The 14,117-nt window shown below is 69.5% G+C and carries 12 protein-coding genes; 10 read left to right on the plus strand and 2 right to left on the minus strand.

Features of this window, described 5'->3' with window-relative positions:
* The first annotated feature begins 29 nt into the window (after nucleotides 1–29).
* From ALA01S_RS15240 to ALA01S_RS15250, 3 genes are all read left to right on the plus strand, one after another.
* Nucleotides 30–626, plus strand: coding sequence for a Maf family nucleotide pyrophosphatase (locus ALA01S_RS15240; protein ID WP_066337807.1), 597 nt, complete (start codon nucleotides 30–32; stop codon nucleotides 624–626).
* Between the two features lie 61 nt (nucleotides 627–687).
* Entirely contained in the window at nucleotides 688–2,001 is a 1,314-nt protein-coding gene (locus tag ALA01S_RS15245) for a capsule assembly Wzi family protein (RefSeq protein WP_066337809.1), read from the plus strand.
* Nucleotides 1,998–2,774, plus strand: a complete 777-nt coding sequence (locus ALA01S_RS15250) for an SAM-dependent methyltransferase (protein ID WP_066337811.1) — start codon at nucleotides 1,998–2,000, stop codon at nucleotides 2,772–2,774. The genes ALA01S_RS15245 and ALA01S_RS15250 overlap by 4 nt, the downstream gene beginning before the upstream one ends.
* A 27-nt stretch (nucleotides 2,775–2,801) precedes the next feature.
* On the opposite strand, the gene ALA01S_RS15255 is transcribed toward ALA01S_RS15250, so the two are convergent.
* Both ALA01S_RS15255 and ALA01S_RS15260 read right to left on the minus strand, forming a co-directional pair.
* Nucleotides 2,802–4,328 (minus strand): DEAD/DEAH box helicase, encoded by a 1,527-nt coding sequence (locus ALA01S_RS15255; RefSeq protein WP_084267600.1) that lies wholly within the window; start codon nucleotides 4,326–4,328, stop codon nucleotides 2,802–2,804.
* Complete coding sequence (locus ALA01S_RS15260) at nucleotides 4,273–5,457, minus strand: MraY family glycosyltransferase (protein ID WP_084267601.1); 1,185 nt, start codon at nucleotides 5,455–5,457, stop codon at nucleotides 4,273–4,275. Before ALA01S_RS15260 ends, ALA01S_RS15255 begins: the two co-directional genes overlap by 56 nt.
* A gap of 185 nt (nucleotides 5,458–5,642) precedes the next feature.
* Here ALA01S_RS15260 and ALA01S_RS15265 point away from each other — a divergent pair, with 185 nt between their 5' ends.
* From ALA01S_RS15265 to ALA01S_RS15295, 7 genes are all read left to right on the plus strand, one after another.
* The gene (locus ALA01S_RS15265) at nucleotides 5,643–7,610 is read left to right on the plus strand and encodes an SLBB domain-containing protein (RefSeq protein ID WP_238455815.1); all 1,968 of its coding nucleotides are present in this window, start codon (nucleotides 5,643–5,645) and stop codon (nucleotides 7,608–7,610) included.
* Nucleotides 7,611–7,623: 13 nt separating this feature from the next.
* Nucleotides 7,624–8,781: a Wzz/FepE/Etk N-terminal domain-containing protein gene (locus ALA01S_RS15270; protein ID WP_066337814.1), complete on the plus strand. Its 1,158-nt coding sequence runs from the start codon at nucleotides 7,624–7,626 to the stop codon at nucleotides 8,779–8,781.
* Between the two features lie 60 nt (nucleotides 8,782–8,841).
* Complete coding sequence (gene rfbB / locus ALA01S_RS15275) at nucleotides 8,842–9,903, plus strand: dTDP-glucose 4,6-dehydratase (protein ID WP_066337815.1); 1,062 nt, start codon at nucleotides 8,842–8,844, stop codon at nucleotides 9,901–9,903.
* Between the two features lie 33 nt (nucleotides 9,904–9,936).
* Nucleotides 9,937–10,833, plus strand: a complete 897-nt coding sequence (rfbD, locus tag ALA01S_RS15280; protein ID WP_066337816.1) for a dTDP-4-dehydrorhamnose reductase — start codon at nucleotides 9,937–9,939, stop codon at nucleotides 10,831–10,833.
* 41 nt (nucleotides 10,834–10,874) lie between these two features.
* Complete coding sequence (gene rfbA / locus ALA01S_RS15285; RefSeq protein ID WP_174548630.1) at nucleotides 10,875–11,768, plus strand: glucose-1-phosphate thymidylyltransferase RfbA; 894 nt, start codon at nucleotides 10,875–10,877, stop codon at nucleotides 11,766–11,768.
* A 28-nt stretch (nucleotides 11,769–11,796) separates the two neighbouring features.
* Complete coding sequence (gene rfbC / locus ALA01S_RS15290) at nucleotides 11,797–12,348, plus strand: dTDP-4-dehydrorhamnose 3,5-epimerase (protein ID WP_066337818.1); 552 nt, start codon at nucleotides 11,797–11,799, stop codon at nucleotides 12,346–12,348.
* Between the two features lie 250 nt (nucleotides 12,349–12,598).
* Nucleotides 12,599–14,029: a mannose-1-phosphate guanylyltransferase/mannose-6-phosphate isomerase gene (locus ALA01S_RS15295; protein WP_066337819.1), complete on the plus strand. Its 1,431-nt coding sequence runs from the start codon at nucleotides 12,599–12,601 to the stop codon at nucleotides 14,027–14,029.
* The last annotated feature ends 88 nt before the right edge of the window (nucleotides 14,030–14,117 follow it).

Genomic DNA, 14,117 nt, shown 5'->3' on the forward strand with positions numbered 1-14,117 from the left:
ACACAGCCCCTTCCGGGACGGATGGGACAATGCCGAGGATGAAGCCCTCGCTGATCCTTGCCTCCACTTCGCGCTACCGGCGCGAGCTGCTGCAGCGGCTGCGGCTGCCCTTTACGGTGCAGGCGCCGCACACCGATGAAACGCCGCTGCCGGGCGAAAGGCCGGCCGCGCTGGCCCTGCGCCTGGCGCTGGCCAAGGCCCAGGCGGTAGCGGCGGAGCATCCTGAAGCCATCGTCATCGGTTCGGACCAGGTCGCCGACCTGCATGGCGAGCCCATAGGCAAGCCCGGTGACTTCGAGCGTGCCGTTCAGCAATTGCGCCGCATGAGCGCGCAGCAGGTGGTGTTTCAAACCGCGGTGGCCGTTGTGCGGCGCGACACCGGCTTCGCGCAGGCGCTGCTGGCGCCCGTGACGGTGACGTTTCGCGCACTCTCCGACGCCGAGATCGAACGCTACCTGCACCTGGACCAGCCCTTTGACTGCGCTGGCAGCGCCAAGAGCGAAAGCCTCGGAGTGACACTGCTGCAGCGCATAGACTCCGACGACCCCACCGCGCTGGTCGGCCTGCCGCTGATGCGCACCTGCGAACTGCTGCGCCAGGCCGGCCTCGATCCGCTGGCCACTTGACCCCCGTGGCCGCCGCACACAGCCGACCACTCTCCCCTTCGACGAAAAGCCGCAAGCGCCGATGTCACAGCTCTTTTCTTACCGTCCCCTGTGTGGCGCTGCGGCGCTGCTGGCCTGCGCCGCGGCGCTGCCCGCCCACGCCGGCCCGTCGCTGAGCCAAGCCCTGGCGCGCAATCAACAGATGCTGGAACGCGACGCCGCCCCAGAAGGCGGCTTCGCCGAAACGCTGCCCACGCCGCCCGACGGCGTGCTGCTGGCCGGCGGCAACAAGCTGCAAAAGCAGCCCAAATTCGTGGCCTCACCGCTGGGCACGCCCGGCAGCGGGCTGCGCCTGCTGCACACCTTCGGCGAATCCCAAGACGGCGCCGTGCTGCGCCTGGGCGTGCTGGGAAGCACCGGCGCAAGGCGCCAGTGGACGCTGGAAGGCACGGAAGCCGCCCTGCCGCTTGGACCCGGACAGCTCTACGCTTCGGTGCAGCGCCGGCATTGGGGCCCGGCCTGGAGCGGCAGCCTGATCCTCGACGCCGCTGCTCCTGCGGTGCCCGCACTGGGCTGGCGCAAGACGTCGAACTCCCCCTTCGAGAGCCGCTGGCTGTCCTGGCTCGGCCCGTGGAACGCCGACGTGTTCTTCGGCGGACTGCAAGGCCACACCCAGCCGGCACATCCTTACCTCGTCGGCATGCGGCTGCAGGTGCAGCCCCTGCCGTCACTGCAGATCGGCGCCTCGCGCACCATGCAATGGGGCGGCCGCGGGCGCGACCAGAGTTTCAAGTCCATGGTCAACGGGCTGCTGGGCCGCGACAACCAGGACGCCAGCGACCAGCAACCCGGCAACCAGCTCGCCGCCATCGATGCTCGCTGGCACCATGCCCTAGGCACCGGACACCAGGTGGCCCTGTATGCCCAAATCACCGGCGAGGACGAGGCCGGCTACCGCCCGGCCAAGAACATGAAGCTTGCCGGCGCCGAATGGGCGCTGCAGCGTGACGGACGCAGCATGCGGCTGTTCGTCGAGCGCGCCGACACGGTCGCGGGCGTGCTGGGCGTGGCCTACCGCCACCACATCTACCTGCAGGGCTACACGCAGGACGGCGTGGTGCTGGGCTACCCCAGCGGCGGCGACACCAAGGTGACCACCGTGGGCGCGCTGCTGGATGCCGGCAGCGTCAGCGGCGAGATCGTGGCGTACCGGGGCGACGCCGCCATCGCCTCCTCCACGCAGCGGCTGACGCCGGGCTCACTCAGCGGCATCAATGCCGCCATGGCCTGGAGCCCGCGCAGCGGCCAGGCACTGGGCTTGTCGCTGTGGAGCGGCAAGGACGGCGCCGGGCGCGACAACGCTGCGCAACTGTGGTGGCAGACCACTTGGCGATGAAAGGCCACCTGCTGCTCATTCCCAGCCCGCTGGATTTTGGAACCGGCGGCACGGGTGAGGCCGGCGGTGCAGCCGTGCCCGATATCCGCCAGGTGCTGCCCATGGGCGCGCTGGAGGCTGCGGCCGGGCTGCGGCACTGGGTGGTGGAAAACGCTCGCACGGCGCGTGCCGTGCTCAAGCGCGTGAATGCCGTGGTGCCGCTGGCGGTACCGCTGCAGCAACTGCAGATCGCGGAGCTGCCGCGCCCGCCCAAGGGCCGCGCCGCTCAGCCGGCGGCCGACCTGCGACCGCTGCTGCAGCCGGCGCTGCAGGGACACGACATTGGCTTGATGTCCGAAGCCGGCATGCCGGCAGTGGCCGATCCGGGCGCCGCGCTGGTAGCCGCAGCCCATGGGCTGGACATCGCCGTGCGCCCGCTACCGGGGCCCAGCGCGCTGCTGCTGGCGCTGGCGGCCAGTGGGCTGGACGGGCAGCGCTTCGCCTTCAATGGCTACCTGCCCGTGGACGCGGCTGAGCGCGCTGCCCGCATCCGCGAACTCGAAGGCCTTTCGCGCCGCGCCGTGCAGGCGCAACTGGTGATTGAAACGCCCTACCGCAACGAGCCTCTGCTCGCCGCGCTGCTGTCCACGCTGCAGGGCAGCACGCGGCTGTCGGTGAGCTGCGGGCTGACGCTGGCTGGCGGCTGGACGCGCAGCGACACCGTGGCACGCTGGCGCGCACAGCCGCGCACGCTGCCGGCCGACGTGCCGGCGGTCTTCGTGTTCCAAGCTTGAGCCGGGGGCCCGCAGGGCCCCGGCCGGTCAGGAGGCGGCCGACGCCGCGCTCTTCTTGGCGCCGAACAGTGCAGCGATCTTCTTGCGCGGCTTGTGGTGCAGCGCACCGGGCTGCACCACGCTGGGCGCGTCCTGCTCCCACGCCGGCGTGCCGGACGTGGTGCTGGGCTCGTAGGGCCGGTCGAAGAAAGGGTCCGACGCCGGCGCGGAGTTGCGCCGCGGCGCGGCCGGGCGCTCGGCGCGCTCGAAGCGTTCGCGCTCCGGACGGCGGAATTCGCCACGGTCGCCGCCGCCGGCAGGCGCCTCGCTGCGGCGCGGGGGGCGCCAGCGGTCATCCTCCAGCTCCAGCGGCTCCAGCTCCAGCTTCTTCTTGATGAGCTTTTCCACCTCGGCTACCAGCCGCGCGTCCTCGCGCGTGACCAGCGTCACAGCCAGACCGGAGGCGCCAGCGCGGCCCGTGCGGCCGATGCGGTGCACGTAGTCCTCGGCGTTGAAGGGCACGTCGAAGTTGAAGACGGCCGGCAGGTCGGCGATGTCCAGGCCGCGGGCAGCCACGTCGGTGCACACCAGCACATCCACCTCGCCGCGCTTGAAGGCGTCCAGCGCCTTGAGCCGCTCGTCCTGCGACTTGTCGCCGTGCAGCGCATTGGTGCGCAGCCCGTCGCGTTCGAAGGAGCGCGCCAGCCGCGCGCAGCCCAGCTTGGAGTTGACGAAGACAATGGCCTGCTTGATGTCGCGATCGCGCAGCAGCTTGAGCACGGCGGCGCGCTTGTCGTCGGCGGACACGCTGTAGAAGCGCTGCTCGACCGTGGAGGCCGTGGCGTTGGGCCGCGCCACTTCCACCAGCACCGGCTCCTGCAGGTAGCTCTCGGCCAGGCGCTTGATCTCCGGCGAGAACGTGGCCGAGAACAGCAGCGTTTGCCGCGTCTTGGGCAAGTAGCTCAGGATGCGCTGCAGGTCGGGCAGGAAGCCGATGTCGAGCATGCGGTCGGCTTCGTCCAGCACCACGTACTCGACCTGGTTGAGCACCGCGTTGCGCGCCTCGATGTGGTCCAGCAGCCGCCCCGGCGTGGCAATGAGCACCTCCACGCCGGCCTTGAGCTCGGCCGTCTGGGGCTTCATGTCCACACCGCCAAACACCACGGCCGCGCGCAGCTTGGTGTGGCGCGAGTAAGCCTTGACGTTGTTGGCCACCTGGTCGGCCAGCTCGCGCGTGGGCGCCAGCACCAGCGCGCGCACCGGATGGCGCGCCGGCGACATGCTGCTGTTCTCGTGGCGCAGCATGCGCTGCAGCAGCGGAATGGAGAAGGCGGCGGTCTTGCCCGTGCCCGTTTGGGCCGCACCCATCACGTCACGGCCGGCCAGCACCACCGGAATGGCCTTGGCCTGTATGGGCGTCATGGTCGCGTAGCCCTGGTCGGCTACGGCGCGCAGCAGCTTGGCGTCGAGCGGCAGCGTGTCGAAGCGGGCTGCCGCGGCGGGAGTTTCGGTGTGCGCCTCAGTGGGGGCGCTGGGGGCGGCAGCCGGTGCCGCGGTTTGCGTGGGATCCATCATGTCGCGCGATTATCCCCGCTGCGGCCATGCCACGGCGGCGGCGGCGATGCAAGACCATCCAGCGCGGAGCCCTGAAACGCACGATACGCCAGTACAGCGTGACGTAGCTCACGCCGAACAGCACGATGAAACCCGCCAGCACCGCCGTGTTGTCCCACCACAACATCGCCGGAACGACGGAGAGCATGCACAGCAGCCACAGGTAAGGCGCCGTCATGGAATTGCGCCGGGTGAGCTCGCGTGCGGTGCGCTCGCCCGCGGCCCAGCGCAGCAGCCTGCGGTAGATCAGGCTGTGCAGGTGTGCGCCGTCGGGCATGCCCACCGGGCGCCCCTGCAGCCACTTGCGCCGGTACATGGAGAACACTGTCTCGAACACCGGGTAGATGACCAGCATCAGCGGGAACATCGGCGACACCTCGGGGTTGCGCGCCAGCAGCAGGATGGACAGCTCCGAAAGGTAAAAGCCCAGGAAGTACGCCCCGCCGTCGCCCAGGAACACCAGCCCGGCCGGGAAGTTCCAGACAAAAAAGCCCAGCACCGCGCCCACGCCCACCAGCGCCATCACCGCCACGAGACGGTCATCCACGGCGAAGCCGACGTAGGCCAGGCTGCCCAGCATCATCAGCACGCACATCGATGACAGGCCGTTGAAGCCATCGATCAGGTTGACGGCATTGGCAATGCCAGCCACAGCCAGCACCGTCAGCAGCAAGGCACCGATGGAGAACGACACCACCCAGTCCAGACCCGGGATGTCGGTGCGGCGGATGAGCGCGTCCAGCAGCCAGCCCGCCAGCAGGGCCGACACCGCGGTGAACAACAGCCGCTGGCGCGGGCTCACGCGCTTGGTGATGTCTTCGGTGATGCCCGCGCCAAACGCCGGCAAGGCACAGGCCAGCAGCAGCAATCCCGTATCGCCCACGCTCCGGTCCTGCCACCACAGCGACAGCGCACCGGCGACCACCGCGCACACGATGCCCAGGCCGCCCACGCGGGGCACAGGCCGGACGTGGAACTTTTGCGGTCCTTCGCCGTGGTCATTGACCAAGTGCGCATGCGTACGCGCCAGGCGCACGACGCCCATCGTCAATAGGAATGCCACGACAAATGCGGTGAACAGCAGACTCATTCACTCATTATCACAGGCTGCTGCAACGCAACAAAGATTGAGGCAGGTCTGCGATGACGGCGGCCGTCATCAGCCGCACCGCTAGAATCCCCTTACACATCGTGCAATTGCACGCGCCGCAGCACCCCCATTCCATTGAGCCCCGGGCCGCGCATCGGCCCTGGATTGCGCCTGCTCCAACACCAATGAGACCCTCCCCCCGCCTGCCCTCCATTGACTGCCACCGTGCTTTGCGCGCGGGCAGCCTGCGCAAGACCGTCGGCGCAGCGCTGCTGGCGCTGACCGGTGCGGTACAGGTCTGCGCGCAGACTCAGCCCGCCACCGACTCCAGCACGACAGGTCCCATCCGGCTGCGCCAGCCGCTGACCGGCGGCTCCAACAACAGCGTCAGCAGCAACATGGACGCCGCGCTGCTGCTGCAGCAGGCGGCCGGCGCCAGCACCCCTGCGGGTGCGGCGCCGACCCAGCCAGCCGCCCAGGTGCCCTACAAGCCCAGCGAATTCGAGCTGTTCGTGCAGCGGCGCGCGGGCGTCGTCGAGCTCGGCGAGGGCGCCGATGCCCTCGTGGTGCGCCGCCTGGGCGCCGAGCTGCTCACGCGCGCCGACGACCCCGACAGCGCCGACTACAACCCGCAGATTCCGCCGGACTACCTCATCAAAAGCGGCGATGAGATCGTGGTCACGCTCTGGGGTTCGGTGGACGCGGACGTGCGCCTGGTGGTGGACCGCAGCGGCCGCGTGAGCATCCCGCGCGTGGGCCCGGTGCTGGTGGCCGGCGTGCGCTACGCCGACCTGACCGACGTGATCCGCCGCCGCGTGGGCCAGGTGTTCCGCAACTTCGAGCTCAGCGTCTCGCTGGGGCAGCTGCGCGGCGTGCGCGTGTACGTCACGGGCTTCGTGGCGCACCCGGGCGCCTACAGTGTCAGCAGCCTCTCCAGCGTGCTCAATGCGCTGCTGCGCGCCGGCGGTCCCTCGGCCGCGGGCAGCATGCGCAACGTCACCGTGCAGCGCGGGCGCCAGACGGTGGCGCGGCTGGACCTCTACGACTTCCTGCTCAAGGGCGACCGCGGCGCGGACATGCTGGTGCAGCCCGAGGACGTGATCCACGTCGGCCCGGTGGGCGCGCAGGTGGGCGTGATCGGCAGCGTCAACCGCCCGGCCATCCTGGAGATCAAGCCCGGCGAAACGGTGGACGACGCGCTGCGCATGGCCGGGGGCTTCACCACCGTGGCCGACCGCAGCCGGCTGGCCGTGGAGCGGCTGGAGCAGCGCAGCGGCGAGCGCATCGCCGAGCTGCCGCTGCCCATCAGCACACGGCTGCCCCTGAGCGGCGGCGACGTGCTGCGGGCCTTCAGCGCCGTGGAGTCGACGCTATCGGTGCAAAAGCAGAACAAGCGCGTCATTGTGGAAGGCGAGGTGCTGCGTCCCGGCGAGTATGTGCTGCCCCCGGGCAGCTCCATCGGCGACGCGCTGCGTGCCGCCGGCGGCCTGAGCCCCTCGGCCTACGTCTTCGGCACCCAGTTCACCCGGCAAAGCGTACAGCGCACGCAGCAGGAAAACTACGACCGCGCGCTGCGCGACCTGGAAACCGACCTCTCGCGCAACAACGCCACCCAGCGCACCACCTCTACCCAGGAAGTGGAGGCGCAGAGCGCTCGCGCCGCAGCCACGTCGCAGCTCATCACGCGGCTGCGCACGGTCAAGCCCAACGGCCGCATCGTCCTGCAAGTTCAACCTGAGAACTCCACGTTGCCGGACATGCCGCTGGAGGATGGCGACCGCATCACCATCCCCACGCGCGGCAGCACGGTGGGCGTATTCGGCAGCGTCTTCAACGCGGGCAGCTTCGTCTGGAGCGGCCCGCGCAGCATCGACGACTACCTGCGCCAGGCAGGCGGTCCAACGCGTGGCGCCGACCGCGGCAGCGTGTTCGTCATCCGCGCCAACGGCAGCGTGGTCAGCGCGCTGCAGGACGGCGGCTCCTGGTTCAGCCGCAGCCACGGCATGAACAACATCGCCGCGCTGCCGGGCGACACCATCTTCGTGCCCGAGGAAATGAACAAGACCACCTTCACCCAGTCCGCCCGCGACTGGACGCAAATCCTCTATCAGCTCGGCCTGGGCGCGGCCGCCATCAAAGTGTTGCGTGACTGATATGCGAGACGACATGAGGGCCGACGCCGCCCCCTTCAATGCGGACGACAAGGACGAGGGCGTGGGCTTGCTCGACCTGGCGATTCCGCTGGCAGCCAACCGCAAGCTACTGGTGCTGGGCCCGCTGCTGGCAGGCGTCGTGGCGCTGGGCGTGACGTTCATCATTCCGCCCACCTACACGGCCAAGACCACGTTCTTGCCGCCCCAGCAGCAGCAAAGCGCCGCAGCCGCGGCCCTGTCCTCGCTCAGCGTCCTCTCCGGCCTGACGGGAGGGACCAGCATGAAGAGCGCTGCGGACCAGTACGTGTCGCTCATGAGAAGCGTCACCGTGCAGGACCACATCGTGAACCGCTTCAAGCTGATGGACGTGTACGACGCCAAGTACAAGTTCGAAGCCCGCCAGACCTTGGACCGCAACGTGCAGATCAGCCTGGGCAAGAAAGACGGCCTGATCAGCGTCGAAGTGGATGACACGGACCCGCAACGCGCCGCCGAGATGGCCAATGCGCATGTCGACGAGTTGCGCCAGCTCACCAGCGGGCTGGCGCTGTCCGAAGCCCAGCAGCGCAGGGCTTTCTTCGAAGTGCAGCTCAATCAAACGCGCGACCGCCTCACGCAGGCCCAGCAGGTTCTGCAGGCCAGCGGCTTTGACGCCGGGGCGCTGAAGACCGAGCCGCGCGCGGCCGCCGAGAGCTACGCCGCGCTGCGCGCCGAAGCCACCGCCGCGGAAGTCCGGCTGCAGGTGCTGAGCCGCTCGCTGGCCAACGATGCGCCGGAGGTGCAGCAAATCCAGGCGCGGCTTGGCGCGCTGCGCAGCCAGCTGGCCCGGGCCGAACAGAACTCCGACCGCAGCGGCGGCCCGGACTACGTCAACAAGTTCCGAGAGTTCAAGTACCAGGAAACCTTGTTCGACCTCTTTGCGCGCCAATACGAGATGGCGCGCACGGACGAGGCCAGCGAGGGCGCGCTGATCCAAGTGTTGGACACCGCCATGCCGCCGGAGTGGAAGAGCAAGCCCAAGCGCGCGCTCACGGCCGTGGTGACCATGCTGGTCACGCTGCTGCTGCTGGCCGGCGGCATCCTAGTGCGCCACCTCTGGCAGCGCTCGGCCGCCGATCCCCAAAATGCCGAGAAGCTGGCCCAGTTGCGCACCGCGCTGCGCCGCTCCTGATTCATCCCGGGCGACTGCACCTGCCACACCACCTCCTTTCAATTTGATTACGGGCTCACCATGACGATCCTGGTCACCGGCGGCGCCGGCTTCATCGGCAGCAACTTCGTGCTCGACTGGATTGCTCAAGTGGGCGAGCCCGTCGTCAACCTCGACGCGCTGACCTACGCGGGCAACCTGCGCAACCTGGCCTCGCTGCAGGGCGATGCGCGCCACGTGTTCGTGCACGGCGACATCTGCGACCGTGCGCTGGTGGACAAGCTGCTGGCCGAGCACCGCCCGCGCGCGGTGGTGCACTTCGCCGCCGAGAGCCACGTGGACCGCAGCATCCACGGCCCCGGTGCCTTCATGCGCACCAACGTCGAGGGCACCTTCACGCTGCTGGAGGCCGCGCGCGCGCACTGGGGCGCGCTGCAGGGCGACGAGAAGGGCGGCTTTCGCTTCCTGCACGTCTCCACCGACGAGGTCTACGGCAGCCTCAAGCCCGGCGCCCCGGCCTTCACGGAGGAGCACCCCTACGAGCCCAACAGCCCCTACTCGGCCAGCAAGGCCGCCAGCGACCACCTCGTGCGCGCCTGGCACCACACCTACGGGCTGCCGGTGCTCACCACCAACTGCTCCAACAACTACGGCCCCTATCACTTCCCCGAGAAGCTGATCCCGCTGATGATCGTCAACGCCCTGGCGGGCAAGCCGTTGCCGGTGTACGGCGACGGGCAGCAGATCCGCGACTGGCTCTACGTGCGCGACCACTGCAGCGGCATTCGCGCGGTACTGGTCGGCGGTCGCCTGGGCGAGACCTACAACATCGGCGGCTGGAACGAGCAGGCCAACATCGACATCGTGCACAAGGTCTGCGGCCTGCTCGACGAGCTGCGCCCCGACCCCGCCGGCCCCTACGCGCGGCTCGTCACGCACGTCACCGACCGCCCCGGCCACGACCGCCGCTACGCCATCGACGCGCGCAAGCTCGAGCGCGAGCTGGGCTGGCGCCCGGCCGAGACCTTCGACAGCGGCATACGCAAGACGGTGCAGTGGTACCTGGACCACGCCGACTGGGTGGCCGAGGTGCAAAGCGGCGCCTACCGCGATTGGCTGTCCACCAATTACGCCGCGCGTTGACAAGACGAAGACGACGAACCGGAGAGAGCGGCCATGAGGATTCTGCTGCTGGGCAAGAGCGGCCAGGTGGGCTGGGAGCTGCAGCGCGCCCTGGCCCCGCTGGGCGAGGTGGTGGCGCTGGACCACGAGGGCGCGCCGGGACTGTGCGGCGACTTCCGCGACCCCGAGGGCGTGGCCGCCACGGTGCGCGCACTGCGCCCGCAGGCCATCGTCAATGCCGCGGCCCACACCGCCGTGGACAAGGCCGAAAGCGAGCCGGAGCTGGCACGGCTGCTCAATGCCGCCACACCCGGCGCCATCGCGCGCGAGGCCGCCGCGCTGGGCGCCTGGCTGCTGCACTACAGCACCGACTACGTCTTCGACGGCAGCGGCCACGCGCCGCGCGACGAGGACGCGCCCACCGCCCCCTTGAGCGTCTACGGCCGCACCAAGCTCGAAGGCGAGCAGCTCGTGCGCGACAGCGGCTGCCCTCACCTCATCCTGCGCACGAGCTGGGTCTACGCCGCGCGCGGCGGCAACTTCGCCCGCACCATGCTGCGCCTGGCCGCCGAGCGCGAGGCGCTCAACGTCATTGACGACCAGATCGGCGCGCCCACCGGCGCGGACTTCCTGGCCGACGTGGCCGCGCACGCCCTGCGCGCGGCCCTGGCCAACCCGCAGCTCGCCGGCACCTACCACGCCGTGGCCGGCGGCGAAACGAGCTGGCACGGCTACGCCCGCTTCGTCATCGACTGGGCGCGCGAACACGGATTGCCGGTGAAGGTCGCCGCGGATGCGCTGCGCCCCATTGCCACCAGCGACTACCCGACGCCCGCGCGCCGCCCGCTGAACTCGCGGCTGAGCACGGCCAAGCTGCAGGCAGCCTTCGGCCTGGTGCCGCCGCCCTGGCAGCTGGGCGTGCAGCGCATGCTCACCGAGGCGTTCGCCTGAAAAATGAAGTGCGGGGCCTGGGGCCCCTGGAGGGAGAAGGCATGACATCCGAGATCCAGCGCAAGGGCATCATCCTGGCCGGCGGCTCCGGCACGCGGCTGCACCCGGCCACCCTGTCCATCAGCAAGCAACTGCTGCCGGTGTACGACAAGCCCATGGTGTACTACCCGCTGACCACGCTGATGCTCGCCGGGATGCGCGACATCCTGCTCATCAGCACGCCGCAGGACGTGCCGCGCTTCCAGGCGTTGCTGGGCGACGGCAGCCAGTGGGGCATCAACCTGAGCTACTGCGTGCAGCCCAGCCCCGACGGCCTGGCGCAGGCCTTCATCTTGGGCCGCGACTTCGTCGGCGGCGCTCCCAGCGCGCTGGTGCTGGGCGACAACATCTTCTACGGCCACGACTTCTACAGCCTGCTGCAGCGCGCCTCGCTGCGTACCGAGGGCGCGTCGGTCTTCGCCTACCACGTCAACGACCCCGAGCGCTACGGCGTGGTGGAGTTCGACCAGCGCCAGCGCGCGCTGAGCATCGAGGAAAAGCCCGCTGCGCCCAAGAGCAACTACGCCGTCACGGGCCTGTACTTCTACGACAACCGCGTGTGCGACATCGCCGCGGGCATCCAGCCCAGCCCGCGCGGAGAGCTGGAGATCACCGACGTCAACGCCGCCTACCTGCGCGAAGGGCTGCTGGACGTGGAGATCATGGGCCGCGGCTACGCGTGGCTGGACACCGGCACGCACGACAGCCTGCTCGAAGCCGGCCAGTTCATCGCCACGCTGGAAAAGCGCCAGGGCCTCAAGGTGGCCTGCCCCGAGGAGATCGCCTGGCGCGCGGGCTGGATAGACGCCGCGCAACTGGAGCGGCTGGCCAAGCCCATGCTCAAGAACGGCTATGGGCAGTACCTGATGAAGCTGCTGCGCGAAACCACCTTCTGACACGGCATTTTTTCGCCAAGGCAAGCACATGAACGTCATCAAGACTGCGCTGGAAGGCGTGCTCATCCTGGAGCCCAAGGTGTTCGGCGACGAGCGCGGCTTCTTCATGGAAAGCTTCAACCAGCGCGCCTTCGACGAGGCCGTGGGCCACCACGTCGACTTCGTGCAGGACAACCACTCGCGCTCCTCGCGCGGCGTGCTGCGCGGGCTGCACTTCCAGCTGCCGCCGCACGCGCAGGGCAAGCTCGTGCGCGTGACGCAGGGCAGCGTCTTCGACGTGGCCGTGGACATGCGCAAGAGCAGCCCGACCTTCGGCCGCTGGGTGGGCGTGGAGCTCACGGGCACCAACCACCGCCAGTTCTGGATTCCGCCGGGCTTTGCCCACGGCTTCGTGGTCACCAGCGACAGCGCCGACTTCCTCTACAAGACCACCGACTACTACGCACCGCAGGCCGAGGGCGCGCTGCGCTGGGACGACCCCACGGTGGGCGTGCAGTGGCCGCTGCAGGACTTGACGCCGCTGCTGTCGCCCAAGGACGCGCAGGCGCCGCTGCTGGGCCAGGCGCCCTGCTTCGACTGAGCCAAGACCGGGATCAGGGTCGGGGTCAAAGCGTGCGGCACAGCACGCCTTGTGCACCGGCGCCATGGTTTCGACAGCGCCACCCCAGCAAGCTCAATGAAAGCCTGGGGTCAGTCGGTAAACTCCATACTTGACGCCGTTTGAGGCGTTGCGCCATGCGCAGCGCCCTTTCCATGCCGGGGTCCAGAGATCAGGGCGTCGCACTGCGCCCAACGCTTCATACCTGCCCCGTCAGTCCGAGCCCCTCATCATGAACTCTTCGATTCGCCTGCAACCGGTCATCATGGCTGGAGGCAGCGGCACGCGGCTGTGGCCGCTGTCGCGTGCCGGTTATCCCAAGCAATTCCTGGTGCTCGCGGGCAACCAGAGCCTGTTCCAGCAGTCGGTGCTGCGCCTGCAGGGGCTGGGGGCCGAGGACATCAAGCTCGATGCGCCGCTGGTGGTGGGCAACGACGAGCACCGCTTCCTGGTGCTGGACCAGTTGCGCGAGCTGCGCTGCGATCCCGCGGCGGTGCTGCTGGAGCCCGTTGGGCGCAACACCGCGCCGGCGATGACGCTGGCGGCGCTGCAGGCACTGCAGGACGACGCGGACCCGGTGCTGGTGGTCACGCCCGCGGACCAGACCGTCACCGATGCCGCGGCCTTCAGCGCCGCCGTGCAGCAGGCCGTGCGCATGGCCGCCGACGGCACCATCGTCATCCTGGGCATCACGCCGGATCGGGCCGAGACCGGCTACGGCTACATCCGCGCCGAGGGCAGCGCGGTGGCGCAGTTCGTGGAGAAGCCCGACGCCGCCACGGCGCAGCGCTACGTGGACGAGGGCGGCTACTACTGGAACAGCGGCATGTTCGTGCTGCGGGCGTCGAGCTGGATGGCGGCGCTGGAGCGGTTTCGCCCCGACATCGCCGCGGCCTGCCGCGTGGCCTTCGCCTCGCGCAAGACGGACGACCGCTTCGTGCGCCCGGGCCGCGAGGAGTTTGCCGCCGTGCCCAGCGAGTCGGTGGACTATGCCGTGATGGAGCACTGCCCGGGCAGCGGCATCGCGCTGCGCATGGTGCCGCTGGCCGCGGGCTGGAACGACCTGGGCGCCTGGGACGCCGTGTGGCAGGTGGCGGACAAGGACGCGCAGGGCAACGCCGCAGCGGGCGACGCCATCATCGAAGACAGCCGCAACACCCTGGTGCACGCCACCAGCCGCCTGGTGGGCGTGGTCGGCCTGGACGACGTGGTGGTGGTGGAGACGCCCGACGCCGTGCTGGTGAGCCGGCGCGAGTGCAGCCAGGACGTCAAGAAGATCGTGAGCCGCCTGGACGGCCAGCAGCGCGGCGAGCACACCGCGCACCGCAAGGTGCACCGGCCCTGGGGCTGGTACGACAGCATCGATGCGGGCGCGCGCTTCCAGGTCAAGCGCATCATGGTCAAGCCCGGCGCGTCCTTGAGCCTGCAGATGCACCACCACCGCGCCGAGCACTGGATCGTCGTCAGCGGCACGGCCGAGGTGACCTGCGGCGACAAGGTGATGCTGCTCAGCGAAAACCAGAGCACCTACATCCCCTTGGGCGAAACGCACCGCCTGCGCAACCCGGGCCGCCTGCCGCTGGAGCTCATCGAGGTGCAGTCCGGCTCCTACCTGGGCGAGGACGACATCGTCCGTTTTGAAGACACCTACGGGCGCAATTGAAGCCATGGACAAGGCAGCCAAGATTTTCATCGCCGGCCACCGCGGCATGGTGGGCAGCGCGCTGGTGCGGCGGCTGCAGGCCGGCGGT

Source organism: Azohydromonas lata NBRC 102462, assembly GCF_001571085.1.
GTDB classification, from domain to species: Bacteria; Pseudomonadota; Gammaproteobacteria; order Burkholderiales; family Burkholderiaceae_C; genus Azohydromonas; species Azohydromonas lata.